Raw genomic sequence first — 15,625 nt, forward strand, 5'->3', positions numbered from 1 at the left:
TCCGAACTAGCCGCGCCTGCGCTTGTTGTAGAGATACATGGTCAGCGGGGCGAAGATCACTACCAGCACGGCCGAGGACAACAGCACCAACAGCAACTGTCCCGCGGTCACGGTCCCCTGCATCAGGCCACGTGCGGCCGTTGCCGCGTGACTGACCGGATTGATGTCGACGATCGTGCTCATCCAGCCGGGCATGGTCTCCGAGTCGACGAAGACGTTGCTCAAGAATGTCAGCACCATCAACAACATGCTGCAGGTGAGCAGGGTTTCGGCCTTCTTGGCGACCACGCCGACGACGGTGAAGATCCACGCGAACGAAAACGAGAACGCCAGCAGCAGCAGGATCGCCAGGATGAAACCGACGGCCCCCGCCTCCGGCCGGTAGCCGAGCGCCATCCCGAGACCGGCCGTGAAAGACAACGCAAACAGATAACGCCCCAGATCGGCGACCATAGTGCCGACCAGGACGGCCGGTTGCCAGAACGGCATGGTCCGGAACCGATCGAAGACCCCCTTGACGATGTCGGAGTTCACCGCGATGCCGGTGCTCACCGTCTGCGTGACAGCGCCGACTACCAGCACACCGGGCAAAAAGTACTGCAGGTAGTTGTCCGTCGATCCGGCGAACGCACCGCCGAACAGATATTGGAACACCAGCAGAAAGATGACGGGCATCAACAGGATGTCGAACAATTGCTCACCTGCCGAGTTCTTCATTTTCTGAAGTGCTCGCCCAGCGAGGGTCAACGTAGCGGTTACGGCACTGGGCATCGGCGGTTCCTCGTTCATCAGAAGCACCGAGTCCAAGCGCGCCTCGACGCCGATCGGGTGATTCGCCGTGCTACTCACGATACTGTTTGCGGTGCTCACGCCACATCCTCCTTGCTCGTGGTGATGGTGTCGTCCTCAGCGGGATGGCCGGTCAGGGCCAGGAACACTTCATCGAGACTCGGCTGGCCGAGCGCGTAACTGACGACGTCGATACCGCCCTCCGACAGCTCACCGAGCGCCCTGGCGACGCGCCGGGTGTCGGATACCGCGACCGACAACGTCGCCGGATCGGAACCGATGCGCACGGAGGCATCCAGCGTTGCCGACAGAATCGATTCGGTTTCGGCCCGCCGTTGCGGGTCGCGCACTCGTACGTGCAGCGCGCCCGAACCGACGGACGCCTTGAGCTCGCTGGGTGTACCCTCGGCCACCACTTTGCCGTGGTCGATCACCGCGATCCGGTCAGCGAGCTGATCGGCCTCATCGAGATATTGCGTAGTGAGAATCACCGTGACGCCCCTGGCAACGACCGCGCGTACGAGGTCCCAGACCTGGTTGCGGCTACGCGGATCCAGGCCAGTGGTCGGCTCGTCCAGGAAGATCAGCCCCGGCGTGCTGACGACGCTCGCCGCGATATCCAGTCTGCGTCGCATACCGCCGGAGTAGGTGGCCGCCTTGCGATCGGCCGCAGCAGCCAGATCGAACGCTTCGAGGAGACTGTCCACCTTCTCCCGGGAAGCCATGCGCGAGTACCCGAGCAGCCTCGACAGCAAGATCAGGTTCTGCCGGCCGGTGAGGTCCTCATCGATGGAAGCAAACTGTCCGGTCAGGCTGACCAGCTTGCGCACCGACTCCGCGTCGGCCACAACGTCGTGCCCGAACACCCGTACCCGACCGTCGTCGGGCCGTAGCAGCGTGGCGAACATTCTGAGCGCGGTGGTCTTCCCCGCTCCATTGGGTCCGAGAACGCCATAGACTCGTCCGCTCGACACGGCGAGATCGAGACCGTCCACCGCACGAGTTTCTCCGAAAACCTTGACAAGGCCGTCGGCCTCCAAGGCGAGAGTGGATTTCACTTGTCAACTCCTCAGTGGATATCAACCATGATCAAATTTGATTAGTGGCTAAACTAGAGTATCCGCACGAGTTGGTCAAACTTGATCAGCTGCGAGGCCGTCCGAGGTTGCCTAGCTGGTTTAGCTTGGGTAGAGATAGACCGTCCACGGCGGCGGCAAGGAGAGACTCATGTCAGCAATCCGACTCTTGGTCCTCGGCGCAATCCGCCAGCACGGGCGAGCACACGGCTATCAAGTACGCAACGACCTGGAGTACTGGGGCGCCCACGAATGGTCCAACGCCAAGCCCGGCTCGATCTACCACGCCCTCAAACAAATGGCCAAGCAGGGCCTACTCGTTGAACACGAGGTCGCGCCGAGCACGGTCGGCGGCCCACCGCGCGTCGAGTACGAGATCAATGCCAAGGGCACGGAGGAATTCTTCACGTTACTCCGCGACGCCTTGAGCTCGTACGAGCAGAAATCCGACATCCTCTCCGCCGGCCTCGGCTTCATCGTCGATCTTCCAAGGGACGAAGCCATCGCACTGCTGGAGCAGCGGATTACCGGACTCGAACAGTGGCGGTCGTCGGTCACCGAGTACTACACCCCGGAGGCGGGGCCAGGGCAGCTGGGCCATATCGGCGAGATCATGGACATGTGGGTCCACTCTGCCGACGGCGGCGCAGAGTGGACCCGCGGTCTCATCGAGCGGATCACGGGCGGTGCCTACACCTTCGCAGGAGAGGGGGCACCTTTCATCGGAGTGCTCGCCGATGATGAGCCGAACCCATTCGCGACCGGACCGCACCCGGAGGACAACCGGTAGAGCCATGGTCCCGGCACCTGGATCGCACTGTTCAACGCACGACGACACGTGATATGGAGACCGACGTCTGCAACCCCCTGCTGACCAGTTCGAGCACGGGTGCCGAATGCCGAAGACCAGCTCCCGCATCGCACGATTCGTTGGGGTCCGACACCGCGATTCGCTCATATGACGGGCGAGATCGAAGTGTGGGTCATGCTCCCGGATTCACATCGACAGATTCAACGGCGCACGTCACCCGTGGCGTCGCAGGCGGGCTTCGAGTGCGTCCCGCCAGTACGGCGCTGAATTCGTCCCGAGCAGGAGGTTCATCGGAGACGGTGCGACTACCGAACCGTCAATCCATGCCGACCGGCCTACCGAGCTGTCGCCATTCGGCCTCCCAGCGCGCACCGCGCATCCGATCCAACAACCAGTCGCCAGCCGACACAACGGCCACCACTGCACACGCGATCCCGACCAGGGTGGTGAGCCCGCTCAGAATCCCCGACCACGCGGCGACGGACGGCGGACGTGGCGGCGTGGTTACCGCTTCGTCCTGATCGAGCCACACCGTGATATGGCTGCCGAATTCGGTTGCAGCGGGAACTTCCACCACCGCGCGGCCTTCGCGGCCGTCGTGGCGCCATTGCACCTCGGCCTCGAACCGTCCGGAGCCCGCGCTGTACCGGCCGATCGACACCACCCGCTGCGGCGCGGTCGACGTGACCGCCTCGGTCGAGACTTTCATCGAGTTCTCGCTGTGGATACGCTGCGCTGTGGACGCGTACTGCACGGTTCCAATGGCCCCGGCCACTGGAACGGTGATCAGAATCGCCAGTGCGGCGAGCAGCCGCACTACCGCCTCCCACCGATCCGAGGCCCGCATCAGGGGATTGTCGCTCCACGGCCGCGCGCGCCACACACGCACCAGCAGCGACGGATAGTGCGACACCGACATCACCTCTTCCCCACCACCCGAAGTGCTATTCCACCGGGTCCAAGGGACCCAAGACCTCATCGAGCGGGCGACGGGGCGTAGCCGGAACCGGGTCGGCACTCGTCACCGACCAGCCGACCCGGACAACAATCTGTGGATACCCGGTGTCCTGCAGCACACTCGTCCGGATCTGGGTGCGGGTTTCGGTCAACTCCATCGGCTCGCTCAGCGGACACGTCGCCAGGCCGAGCATCGTGGCCGTCAACAACACGGCACTGGTGGCCTCACCTGCCCGCAACTGAGACAACCGATCATCACTGCTCGTGCTCAACAGCATCATCCGCTCGGCGGCGTCGATGTCGCGGACGACGGCCTGAGGCAAGCCAGGACTCGAGAACGGCCGCACGGTCGGGTCGGCCGCGAGCGCTACCGCATTGCGCGCGGGCACGCCCTGCGACGCGGCGTGCCTGCCGCTCCACTGCGCGAGTTCGGCGGCATAGGAAACATCATGAGCATGCTGCGAGGCTGCCTGTTCGAACGCCCGCAACAGGTGAGTTCGGACAGGTTCGGAATCGATGTCGCTGACGAGCACACCGTTCGCCACCCCTGCCGCGACGATGGCCTCGCAATGGGCCTGGGGCACCTCCCACGAGGTGAAACGCCGACGATCGGTGCGACGAGTACTGATGGCGCTCGCCAGCTGGATGTCCTCCGGGGTGAATGCGGCGGAACGGAATTCGATCGCGGCGAGATGCTGCGGCGCCGCCGGATCCGGTAGCCGATGAACCAGCGTCTCCCAGCCGAGCGCGCGAGCAGCAGTCCGAAAATGGTGCAGTGCCGCGCCACAACTGAGCAATAGATCGCGCCCGCCCGGGTCGGTATGCCGCAACCATCGGCTCTCGTCGACATACAGATGAAGCGACTCGTCGCCGAGGCGCCACAACCACGGCTGGGCGTTGTGCACCGATGGTGCTCGCATCGCCAGTGCCAGCGCCGACCGAATGGTTTCCGAATCAGGATGTGTTCTCGGCATCGTTGCCCCTTGTCAGCATTGTTCCGGCAGGCTCAGTGCAGGTGCGGCCGCGACCGTGACTTCACTTTCGAATTCGGCCATGGCGCTCACCTTTCAGCCGGCTGCAGCCGCTTCCTGTCATTCAGCATCGCGCGATCCGGCGGCCTGGATGACGGCCGAAAGTCACCGAATGCGGGGTCCTCCGGCCACGATCGCCCACCCAGAAGGGCGGCGCGAGGCGCGGGGACCACGGTGCGCGGTCGACCGCTGAAGTGACGAGCGGTCGTCCGATAGAGGACTTTGGTCCTCGACGACACCGCACAGCGGTTGAGTAGTCTCGACCACGCCACTTCTTCCCAGATTGGACATCACCATGATCACGGTGTTTCTGGTCGACGACCACGAAATAGTCCGCCGCGGTCTGGTCGATCTGCTCTCGACCGACCCGGCGCTCTCAGTTGTCGGCGAGGCCGGCGACGTCGCGCAGGCGCTCGCCCGGATCCCCGCGCTACGACCTGACGTCGCAGTGCTCGATGTTCGCCTGCCCGACGGCAATGGCATAGAACTGTGCCGGGAACTGCTGTCGAAGTTGGACAACCTGCGGTGCCTGATCCTCACCTCGTTCACCGACGAGCAGGCCATGCTCGACGCCATCCTGGCCGGAGCGAGCGGTTACGTGGTGAAGGACATCAAGGGCATGGAGTTGGCCAAGGCGATCAAAGAGGTCGGCGCCGGCCGCTCGCTGCTCGACAACCGTGCCGCTGCCGCACTGATGCAGAGACTGCGCGCGAACACACAGCAAGACGGTCCGTTGGCCGGACTCACCGAGCAGGAGCGCAAACTTCTCGACCTGCTCGGCGAGGGTTTGACGAACCGACAGATCGCCGAACGTATGTTCTTGGCCGAAAAGACCGTCAAGAACTATGTCTCCCGATTGCTCGCCAAGCTGGGATTGGAGCGGCGCACCCAGGCCGCCGTCTATGCCTCCGAACTCCGAACGCAGTCACGCAGGTCCACACCGGGCTACTGACCACAAGCGAGCGCGGAGGGTGACCCGCCGGCGAGGAAGGTGCGATCACCCGGGTACTGTCGACAACCGGTCGGGTGCTGGTGGACCACCCAGAGACACGACCAATCGGTCGTGCGGACTGTGCGGGGATCGCGCACGCAGACGTGGTCGAGGTGACGAACGTGCACATCGGGCAGCGGGTGAAATACTGTTGCACTACGGCTACCTGCCATGACATGCCGGGACTCGGGAGCAGTCGACATGACCGATAACGCGCCGACCGACACCTACTCGGTGCGCGACACGCTTTCGCAGCTACGGCTGCGGGAGCTACTCACCGAAGTCAAGGATCACATCGAGCAGATCATCGATGCGCGAGACCGGATGGATGGCCTGATCGAGGCGATGCTGTCGGTCACTTCCGGTCTGGACCTGGACCGTACGCTGCACACGATTGTGCAGGCGGCGACATCGCTGGTCGACGCCCGCTATGGGGCGCTGGGGGTGCGCGGTCACGACCGACAGCTCACGCGGTTCGTCTACGAAGGTGTCGACGACGCCACCCGGCACCTGATCGGTGACCTCCCGCAAGGCCATGGCGTGCTGGGTCTACTGTTCAGCCAGCCGAAGCCCATACGCCTGGACAACTTGGCCGACCACCCGAACTCGGTAGGGTTCCCGCCTCACCACCCACCGATGCGCACCTTCCTCGGCGTTCCGGTGCGCATCCGTGACGAAGTATTCGGCAACCTCTACCTCACGGAAAAGGTCAACGGTCTGCCGTTCACCGAAGACGACGAAGTGATCGTCCGGGCGTTGGCCGCCGCGGCCGGCATTGCGGTCGACAATGCGCGCCTGTACGAGTCGGCTCGCGCCCGGCAGGCGTGGATCGCGGCTACCCGCGACATCACCACCGAGTTTCTCGCGGGAACCGAACCCCATCAGGTGCTGACCCACGTTGTCGACCACGCTCGTCGACTCACGGGATCCGACCGAACGTTTCTCGCGATCCTCCCCGACCCGGACACTCCGTCAGAGGAGATCACCGAACTGCTGGTCACCCACTCTGCGGGCGCGCACGACGACGCACGCCCGGTCGAACTGCCCTTCGCGGATACCACGATCGGCAAGGCATTCCGACTGTGTGCCCCGCAACGCCTCGACGACTCGCGCCGCGCCGATCTCGGCAAGATCTTTCCGGACGCCGGGCCGGCGCTGGTGCTGCCCATGCACACCCCCGACTCCACCATCGGCGTCCTGGTCGCGCTGCGCACGGTCGAATCGGCGCCGTACGACGACGAGATCGTCGGACTGACCGCGTCCTTCATCGACCAGGCGGCATTGGCCATGCGACTGGCCGACGCTCAGCGACAGATGCGTGAACTGGATATCTTGTCCGATCGTGACCGCATTGCGCGGGACCTGCACGACCATGTCATCCAGCGACTGTTCGCCGTCGGCTTGAACCTACAGGGAACGGCGCCACGCACTCGAGAACCCGCAGTGCGGGAACGAATAACCGAGGCGATCGATGATCTGCAGGATGTCGTCCAGGAGATCCGTACCTCGATCTTCGACCTGCACGGGGGTAATGGCCACGCCACGCGATTGCGGCAACGCCTCGAGGAGGCGGTACGGCAACAGACCGCTGCGAGCGAGGTCCGCACTTCTGTGCGTATTGTGGGTCCGCTGTCGGTGGTAGAGCCCGAACTGGCCGATCACGCCGAGGCCGTGGTGCGGGAAGCGGTCAGCAACGCTGTCCGGCATGCCGAGGCCGAATCGATATCGGTCGAAATCGCGGTGGACGACGACTTGACCATTGTCGTCGAAGACGATGGACGCGGAATCCCACGAGACATCACCCCGAGCGGCCTGACGAATCTCGCCCGGCGCGCCGAGGGATCAGGCGGCACTCTCACCATCACCCCCGGCACCGGTCCGGATGGAGAAATCGCCGGAACCCGACTCTCCTGGCGAGTACCACTGCACTGAACGTCGACGGACGCTGTGGCACCCCGCCTCAGGGACGCTGTGACACCCGGCGTCAGGGACGCTGTGACACCCGGCGTCAGGGACGCTGTGACACCCGGCGTCAGGGACGCTGTGGCCCGACGCGACGGTCGCTATCATGACGCCACTTGCTACACGGACGGATTCGCCGTTCGTGTGGCGCGGGAGTGAACGGAGTTCTGTATGGCGACGAGATCGTGGTGGGGTTGGGGCACTGTCGACGAGGCGGTGACCGGCACCGAGCGTACGGCGCTGACGAGCCGGGTGGCAGCGCTGCTGCCGGAGGCGGACCTGACGGTGCACGAACCACCCGATCCGAGGTCGCTGTCGGTTCCCGCGCCCAGAGTCCTCGTGCCGGACTCGTTGGCTCGGTTGGCGTCGGACGAGCTGGGTGACCGGATTCGGCATGGCCACGGACAAGCCTTCCGCGATGTCGTGCGCAGTCTGCTCGGTCGCGTCGACTACGTCCCTGATCAGGTGATCCGCCCTCGAACCGAGCAAGACGTGATCGACGTGCTGGATTGGTGTACGAGCGCGCGGGTGGCCGCGGTGCCGTTCGGGGGTGGAACGTCGGTCGTGGGCGGCGTCGAGTTGGGTTGCGCCCCAGACTATTCCGGGACCATCGCACTGGACCTCGGCCACATGGACCGGATTCTCGAACTCGACCGCACCAGCCGTGCAGCACGAATTCAAGCAGGAATACTGGGCCCCGCATTGGAAGCGGAGCTACGCCCGCACGAGCTCACACTGCGGCATTTCCCTCAATCGTTCGAGTTCTCCACCCTCGGCGGTTGGCTGGCTACTCGGGCCGGCGGTCACTACGCAACCGTCTACACCCACATCGATGACATGGTCGAGTCGATGAATGTGGTGACACCGGTCGGAATCAGCGCATCACTCAGGGTTCCGGCCTCCGGCGCCGGCCCTTCCCCCGACCGGTTGTTCCTCGGGTCCGAAGGCGCCCTCGGCGTGATCACCGACGCATGGGTACGGCTACAGGACCGTCCGCGATGGCGAGCCGGGGCATCGGTCGTGTTCGATGATTACGGCAACGCCGTGGCCGCTACCCGGACGATCGCTCAATCCGGACTGTTTCCCACCAACTGCCGGCTACTGGATCCGGTGGAGGCATTCATCAACGCAGCAACCAACACGGCCGGCGGTGTACTCGTCCTCGGATTCGAGTCCGCGGACCACCCCGTCGATCAACCGATGCACCGTGCGGTGCAGATCTGCCTCGATCACGGCGGCCGCGTGCCCGACGGCATCCGCACCACCGACTCGGCCGACACCGGGACACACACGGGAGCAGCCGACGCCTGGAGAACGTCGTTCCTGCGCATGCCCTACCAGCGCGACGCACTGGCAGCGCAATCGATGATCGTGGAGACGTTCGAAACCGCGTGCACATGGGACCGTTTCGACGCGCTGCGCGCTGCGGTGCTCGCGGCGGCGACCGCCGCATTCGAGTCCATCGGAGTAGCCGGTGTGGTGACTTGTCGGTTCACCCACGTCTATCCCGACGGGCCGGCCCCATACTTCGGCATCTACGCTGCAGGCCGCTGGGGACAGACCGTCGAGCAGTGGGACGAGATCAAGACCGCAGTCTCGGAAGCACTTCATACCTGTGGCGCCACCATCACTCACCATCACGCCGTCGGCCGAGATCACCGCCCCTGGTACGACCGTCAGCGGCCCGAACCGTTCGCCGCCGCGCTGCAGGCGGCCAAATCCACCCTCGACCCCGCGGGGATTCTGAATCCTGGTGTCCTCATCGATCCGAGCAAATGACGCGCAGCCGCAACAGCGGACTCGGTGTTTTCGGCGTTTTGCTGTGCGTTCTGCGTGAATGCACAGGCTAGGGTCGCGCTATGCCGACAGCGACGTCGATCGACACCGGAGCCGAACATCTCGCCACCTGGATCACAGTCGTCGGGCAACGCCTACACCGGTTGCCCGAGGCGGAACCGTCTGTTCTGCTCGCGCACGCCATGAGCGGCTTTCTCGCGATCGGGCGAGCGAGTATGACACTACTGATCACCTCTGCGAACCCAACCGATATCCGCGAGCACGACCTCGTCTTCGAAATCACGGCCGAAGCGGAACAGCGGCTCACCGACGCCGCCACGGAGCGGATCGTCAACCAGATCACCGATCGGGGTGAACATATTCAGCAGTATCTCGGTCCTGCTGCGCTCGATGCGATGGCCAAGGCGCGCCTACGGCATTGCGCGCAGGCGACGGCGATCCATACCCGGGATCTGCTGATCGGAATCGACGACGACCCGGCGGTGCCGGGCGATATCGGCAACCTCGCTCGCGACCTCGCCACTCGGGCGAACCTCATCGCTACTGTCTACGCCGATGATCCCCACCAGGTGCTGGCGGTGTCCAGCCGTTGACCTCCACCTCCGCAACGCCCGACAAAGAGTGACGACACAGCAACCGCCAATCGATCGACAATGCTGGTATGGCGACTGTGGTGCTGGGTGGCGACGTCATGCTGGGGCGCGGTGTGGACCAGGTTCTGCCACATCCCGACGATCCGGTACTTCACGAACGATGCGTCGATGACGCCAGAACGTATGTGGAACTGGCCGAACGTGCCAACGGAGCGTTTCCCTACCCGGTCGACTTCGGCTGGCCGTGGGGCGATGTCTTGCCCGTCCTCGCGACGATCGAACCCGACCTGCGGTTGATCAACCTGGAGACCTCGATCACCGCCAATGGTGCGTTCGCATGTGGCAAGGGTGTCCACTACCGAATGAACCCGGGCAATGTAGCGGCTCTGAGTGTCATTTCACCGGTCGTTTGCGCACTGGCCAACAATCATGTCCTCGATTTCGGTGTTGCGGGGCTGACCGATACGCTCGAAACATTGGACGCCGCGGGGATCCGCCACTGTGGAGCAGGTGTCGATTCGGCTGCCGCCCAAGCGCCCGTGACCATGGAATTGGACGACCGACGCCGAGTGGTGATCGTCTCGATCGCTGTGGGATCGAGTGGGGTTCCACCATCGTGGGCGGCGCGCCGCGATCGGCCGGGTGTCTGGCGAGTGGGTGATTCGCCCACCACGCGCGCCGCCGAAGAGGTGGCAGCACGCGTGGCGGCGCACAAGCGACCCGACGACGTCGCGATCGTCTCCATACATTGGGGACCGAACTGGGGTTACGGTGTGGGCCTGAGCGAGACGCAGTTCGTGCATCGGTTGCTGGATGCTGGTGTCGATCTGGTCCATGGGCATTCCGCACACCACCCGCGGCCGATCGAGATCTACCATGGCAAACCGGCCCTCTACGGGTGCGGCGATGTGATCGACGACTACGAGGGTATCCGCGGCCACGAGCGATACCGCACCGACCTGCGGCTGCTCTACCTCGCCTCCTTGGATCCCGAGCCAGCGCCTATACGGTTGATTCCGCTGCGAGTGCGGCATATGCGTCTGGAATGCGCGGACCCCGGCGAATCCCATTGGCTGTGCGCCATGATCGAGAACATCAGCCGCGACTTCGGCACCCGCGTCACCACACGGCCAGGCGACCTGCCCATGGTGTTCGCTCCCCTGCGTCCGTGAGTCCGGTCGGCTACGGCCGGCAGTCGGCTCGACGGAGGTGATCTTCCTGTTACGCCAGGCATAGAAACTTGATGCTTCTATGCCTGGTGTTGGCTGCGCTCTGGGTGAACCATGAAGTCCATAAGTCCGAAGAAGAAGTTCACCCGATTCGGAGGATGCGCGATGTCCACCAAAATCATGACGATCTTCGCCGCGACCGCGATGGCCTTATCACTGGGCTTCGTCGCAGCTCCTGCAGCATCCGCGAGCACGATGTCACCCCCGGCGGCCGCAGCCGTACCGACTCAGGGCTCGATTGCTCTGTGCTTCCCGCTCGGGAGCGTCGTCTGGTGCATCTGACGTCGACCGAAGCCCTTGGCGTGCAGCTGTTTCGATAGGCAACCGAGCTGCCAAGGGCTTCACTTTTCCCAGGCCCAGCTCGGCGGCGCTCGGCCGCCAGCGACGTTCGTGAGTGAGACCGGACGCCCGTCGGTGAGACCTGCTGCCGCGTAAGGCTACTGGCTGCGCCCCGGCACGACGAGTGTGCCGGGGTAGAAGGCCGAATACATCGTCCATCCCCTAGGTCGTGGGCTCCTGCCACGATCGTTCTGCCCACTCTCTGACCTGGTTCCGGGAAATTCGCACCCCTACGTCACCGTCCGCCGCCGAACCGAACCACTCGGCGGCCGTGTCGACGAGGGCACCCGTGCTGTTCGAAGGCATCTCATTGCCCTACCGAAAGCACAGTCGCGCACCCCCGGTGGCAGCGTATCGTCGCCGACGCCCCACCAAATGCGTGATGCTGACAATTTGCTGGGGTTGCTGAGAGATCTGCGGTCTGTTTCTCTCACCACAGGTGCGCGAGTGTCGGAGCGTTCGCTCGGGGGTGATCTTCCCGTTACGCCCAGCGCAGAAACTTGATGTTTCTATGCCTGGTCTTGGCTGCGCTCTGGGTGAACCATGAAGTCCATAAGTCCGAGGAAGAGTTCACCCGATTCGGAGGATGCGCGATGTCCACCAAAATCATGACGATCTTCGCCGCGACCGCGATGGCCTTATCGCTGGGCTTCGTCGCAGCTCCCGCGGCTTCCGCCAGCACGACCTCAGCGCCGGCTTCCACAGCAGCCACATCGGCCACACCAGCCCTGGGTTCGGTCATTCTGTGCTTCCCGTTCGGCAGCGTCGTTTTCTGCTTCTAGATCGCAGCGGGGGCGGTGACCGAAACCGCACATGATCTTCGCGGTCGTCCGCCGCGTAACGACGAGCGCTGCGGCAGGCGAAGGACCGGTAGGCCCTTCGCCTGCCACAGACCAAGCTGTTCGGCCCGGCGACCGCGCAGCGGCCGGTTCAGCCGACCAGCGCGTTCATAATGGCGCCGGCACTGGTGGCGATCAGCCCGCCCAGCATGCCGCCGGCGACCATCTTCGCCGATGCAAGAGGGCCGCCCTGCCACTTCTCCCAGGCGAATTTTCCTCCTGCGTAGGCGATTCCGGTGACGCCTGACAGAATCGCGAACCAGCTGAAATAGCGCACCAACTGCAGGATCTTCTCCGAGCTGGGTGGAGCTTCGGGGACGGGGTCGTATACCTGAGCCATCAGGAAACCATCGACTGCTGTAGGGATCATCATGGTGATCTGTCTCCGTCACGGTCCCACAGGGCAAGTTATACATAATCGCTATGACAATCGAAGTATCGCGACCCCCACACCATCCGTCAACCCACGGCCGATCCGAGCACGCCTGGAACAGCGGTCTTCACCGCAGACCACACCCTGGCAGCCGAGCCGATTCTCCTGTGCGCAAGCTCAGAAGAACGTCCCCGAGAACGGTGCTGTGTCCGTGCCGAACAACGCGTCGGCGGCCGTGATCGCACCAGGTCGATGCTCGGCGACCCGGCCCGCGAACGACAGGTCACGCCATGTCGTCCCGCCGAGGTATACCGCCCCGAGTTCCACGATTCCCGCCGAGATGTCCGGGGAGTGCCGTACTCGATGCACCCCGTCCGGGGAAATCCGATAGCAGCCGGAGTTGTCCGGCAGGATCGAGTCCTCGATCTCCACCACAACTGGCGATGCCTCCCGGTAGGTGCGTCGAGACAGAGCTTGAGTGACGTCGATCACTCGTAGCCAGGTCTCATCGGCGATCGACATCATCCGCACCGCACGCTCGTCGGCGAACAGGTGGCGCAACGGGCTGTCGAGTGGGGCGACCGGGAACACGACGGTATCGACCAAGTCGATCGAGAGCAGATGGCGCATCAACCCCCGGTACGCCGCGGGGGTGGTGGCGACGAAATCGTTGACCACCAGTCGTCGGTTCGGCTCGGTCAGCCACATCGGCGAGTCGGCCGGTTGGTAGCACACGAAACCGTCCTCGGCGCCGTCGGGTCCGTGTACCAGAACGAATCCGAGGTCGGAGTGCTGCGCCTGCTGTCGTAGCCACCACCGGTCCGGTCGGCTGATCGCGCCGGGCCAGCGAACATCGGCCGTGGCATAGATTCGTGGAAGCAGCTTCCACGCTACGGTGTCCTCGACGAAGCGCACCGGGCCGGCCTCGGCGACGGTGTCCCGTAGCCGCGCCGTACGGCGCTGCACCTCCAACCGCGCGAACGAACTGGCGATGCCATAGCCGAATCGCTCGTAGATCGAGCCTTCCGAGGCGCGCAACGTGGCCACCACTTCGCCGCGCTCGGCGATGTCGATCAGTTGACGACGCACCAGCGCCGAGAGCACCCCTTGGCGCGTGTGAGTGGGGAGCACGCCGACATGGCTGACCGCCGCCTGTGGGACTCGCGCCCCACCAGGGACCACCAGCCAACCGGCATAGGACTCGACAGTACCGACCAGGTCGCGATCGATATAGGCGCCCAGAACGCGTCCCGGCTCCGAAAATTCCGCAACTGTCGGCGGCAATGGCGGGAGGCCAACCATCGCCATCCGGAAAATCGTGAGAGCGGAACGGATGTCTTCCGGGGTGCGCAGGCGCTGTACGTGGATGGGCATGGGTCCGATCTTGCCGGACTCGATACCGCAACCCAGATCATTTCCCGGCCCGCGACACCGGTGTGATCACGGCTTTGCAAAGACCCGCCCCGACATCACAGCGCTGTTACGGGGACGCTGCGGGCGCAGATGGCAGCCTCGCGCGGCGACTCACTGTCGCACGCCGGCCACCGACCAGGTACGCCACGACCAACAGGACACTGAACCAGACATAAGTGTTGCCGACGATGTGCTGCCAGGGTGTCCAGTCGAACTCGCGGCTGTCATCGGCGGGCTGCCAGTTGTGCGGACCGTACACGAACACGGCCGTCGCGACAGCGGACAGCGCCCACCAGCCGACCGCCCGCTGGCGCGGAAGGCGGGTCGCGTAGGCCACGAGGGCGAACAACGCGGGTGCGATCCAAACCCAGTGGTGCGACCAGGAGATCGGCGAGATCAGCAGGGTGAACACCGCGTTGATGGCCAAAGCCAGCGCGGGCAGGTCGGCAGCTCGACGCATCGCCGCGACCGACAGCGCCAGCAACAGGGCGCCGAGTGTCAGCCATATGCCGGTGAACGCGAACTCGGGTACCTGGAACCGAGCAAATACCGCCTGAATGGATTGGTTGGTAGCAAACGGCGAGCCACTCAGGCTCGATGCACCACCGCCGCCACTGAACCAGTAGGCTATCGATTCGCTCGGTAGTAGCACGAAGGCGAGCGCAGTGGCCACCGTTCCGCTGACTGCCGCAGTACCGGCTGCCCGATAGTCGCGACGCACCAGGAAGTAGAGTACGAAAGCCGCGGGCGTCAGCTTGATTGCAGCGGCGATACCGACCAGCATTCCCCGGCGCCAACGTGGCTTGTGTGCCAGGCAGTCGGCGGCGACCAATGCCATCAGCAACAAGTTGACCTGGCCGAAGTCCAAGTTTTCGCGAACTGGCTCCAGCAGCAGCGCCACCGGAGCGGCGCACGCAGTGGCCCACACAGCCATCCTGCGCTGCGACTTCTGCGGCCAGACCCGACGCGCAACCAGGTAGAGCGTGAGCGCGAGCGCAGCCAGCGACAATACGAAGAAGCTCGGCGCGGCCACGCTCCAGGGCAGAAACGCGAACAGTCCCAAGGCAAGCGCGGCGAACGGTGGGTAGATGAACGGCAGTTTGTTTCCGATGGTGGTCGGCGGCAACTCCTCGTACATATCGCCGCCGTCGAGCATCGCCTCGACCCCCAGTCGATACACCTGCAAGTCGATGTAGGAACCGGTGATCTTTTCGATCGGCCACACTGGCATCAGCAGAACGTAAGCCGACAGTGCGACTGTGATGGCGGGCACAAGCCAGGCCACCCGCGGGAGTCGATGATTGTGGACGATCGGTCTTTCGGCTTCGACGCTGACACTACTCATCCGCTGCGACTATACCGACCGTAGTTTCCCCGATCTCCACATGGGACATCGCGCCGAGATCGCCGAGACGGCCTGCCATA

Annotated in this window: 15 protein-coding genes; 6 read left to right on the forward strand and 9 right to left on the reverse strand. The window is 64.3% G+C overall.

What is annotated here, in order from left to right; genetic code table 11:
• Nucleotides 1-6 precede the first annotated feature (6 nt).
• The gene (locus K940_RS0106765; RefSeq protein ID WP_196812119.1) at nt 7-870 is read right to left on the reverse strand and encodes an ABC transporter permease; all 864 of its coding nucleotides are present in this window, start codon (nt 868-870) and stop codon (nt 7-9) included.
• Nucleotides 867-1,847, reverse strand: a complete 981-nt coding sequence (locus K940_RS0106770) for a daunorubicin resistance protein DrrA family ABC transporter ATP-binding protein (protein ID WP_028476911.1) — start codon at nt 1,845-1,847, stop codon at nt 867-869. The genes K940_RS0106765 and K940_RS0106770 overlap by 4 nt, the downstream gene beginning before the upstream one ends.
• A gap of 169 nt (nt 1,848-2,016) precedes the next feature.
• On the opposite strand from K940_RS0106770, the gene K940_RS0106775 reads away from it, so the two are divergent.
• Nucleotides 2,017-2,655 (forward strand): PadR family transcriptional regulator, encoded by a 639-nt coding sequence (locus tag K940_RS0106775; protein ID WP_028476912.1) that lies wholly within the window; start codon nt 2,017-2,019, stop codon nt 2,653-2,655.
• A gap of 337 nt (nt 2,656-2,992) precedes the next feature.
• Here the strand turns inward: K940_RS0106775 and K940_RS0106785 are convergent, their stop codons facing one another.
• Nucleotides 2,993-3,589 (reverse strand): hypothetical protein, encoded by a 597-nt coding sequence (locus K940_RS0106785; protein WP_155980770.1) that lies wholly within the window; start codon nt 3,587-3,589, stop codon nt 2,993-2,995.
• 31 nt (nt 3,590-3,620) lie between these two features.
• Nucleotides 3,621-4,607, reverse strand: a complete 987-nt coding sequence (locus K940_RS0106790) for a nitroreductase family protein (RefSeq protein ID WP_028476915.1) — start codon at nt 4,605-4,607, stop codon at nt 3,621-3,623.
• A 352-nt stretch (nt 4,608-4,959) separates the two neighbouring features.
• Here K940_RS0106790 and K940_RS0106795 point away from each other — a divergent pair, with 352 nt between their 5' ends.
• The 5 genes from K940_RS0106795 (at nt 4,960) to K940_RS0106815 (ending at nt 11,179) form a co-directional block, all read left to right on the forward strand.
• Complete coding sequence (locus tag K940_RS0106795; protein ID WP_028476916.1) at nt 4,960-5,616, forward strand: response regulator transcription factor; 657 nt, start codon at nt 4,960-4,962, stop codon at nt 5,614-5,616.
• A gap of 240 nt (nt 5,617-5,856) precedes the next feature.
• On the forward strand, nt 5,857-7,587 hold the full coding sequence (locus K940_RS0106800; RefSeq protein WP_028476917.1) for a GAF domain-containing sensor histidine kinase: 1,731 nt from the start codon (nt 5,857-5,859) through the stop codon (nt 7,585-7,587).
• Between the two features lie 201 nt (nt 7,588-7,788).
• Nucleotides 7,789-9,396, forward strand: a complete 1,608-nt coding sequence (locus K940_RS0106805) for an FAD-binding oxidoreductase (RefSeq protein ID WP_028476918.1) — start codon at nt 7,789-7,791, stop codon at nt 9,394-9,396.
• A gap of 80 nt (nt 9,397-9,476) precedes the next feature.
• On the forward strand, nt 9,477-10,007 hold the full coding sequence (locus tag K940_RS0106810; RefSeq protein ID WP_028476919.1) for a hypothetical protein: 531 nt from the start codon (nt 9,477-9,479) through the stop codon (nt 10,005-10,007).
• A 68-nt stretch (nt 10,008-10,075) separates the two neighbouring features.
• Nucleotides 10,076-11,179: a CapA family protein gene (locus tag K940_RS0106815; RefSeq protein WP_036527733.1), complete on the forward strand. Its 1,104-nt coding sequence runs from the start codon at nt 10,076-10,078 to the stop codon at nt 11,177-11,179.
• A 77-nt stretch (nt 11,180-11,256) separates the two neighbouring features.
• On the opposite strand, the gene K940_RS32235 is transcribed toward K940_RS0106815, so the two are convergent.
• From K940_RS32235 to K940_RS27220, 5 genes are all read right to left on the reverse strand, one after another.
• Nucleotides 11,257-11,430 carry a hypothetical protein gene (locus tag K940_RS32235; RefSeq protein ID WP_155980771.1) on the reverse strand — a complete coding sequence of 58 codons (174 nt, stop codon included), beginning with the start codon at nt 11,428-11,430 and terminating at the stop codon, nt 11,257-11,259.
• A gap of 626 nt (nt 11,431-12,056) precedes the next feature.
• Nucleotides 12,057-12,317 carry a hypothetical protein gene (locus tag K940_RS0106830; RefSeq protein WP_028476921.1) on the reverse strand — a complete coding sequence of 87 codons (261 nt, stop codon included), beginning with the start codon at nt 12,315-12,317 and terminating at the stop codon, nt 12,057-12,059.
• A 188-nt stretch (nt 12,318-12,505) separates the two neighbouring features.
• The gene (locus K940_RS0106835; protein ID WP_155980780.1) at nt 12,506-12,784 is read right to left on the reverse strand and encodes a hypothetical protein; all 279 of its coding nucleotides are present in this window, start codon (nt 12,782-12,784) and stop codon (nt 12,506-12,508) included.
• 180 nt (nt 12,785-12,964) lie between these two features.
• Nucleotides 12,965-14,161, reverse strand: a complete 1,197-nt coding sequence (locus K940_RS0106840) for a GNAT family N-acetyltransferase (protein ID WP_028476923.1) — start codon at nt 14,159-14,161, stop codon at nt 12,965-12,967.
• Nucleotides 14,162-14,267: 106 nt separating this feature from the next.
• Entirely contained in the window at nt 14,268-15,545 is a 1,278-nt protein-coding gene (locus K940_RS27220; RefSeq protein WP_051406947.1) for a glycosyltransferase 87 family protein, read from the reverse strand.
• Between the last annotated feature and the right edge of the window lie 80 nt (nt 15,546-15,625).

The organism is Nocardia sp. CNY236, from assembly GCF_000482385.1.
Classification (GTDB): Bacteria; Actinomycetota; Actinomycetes; order Mycobacteriales; family Mycobacteriaceae; genus Nocardia.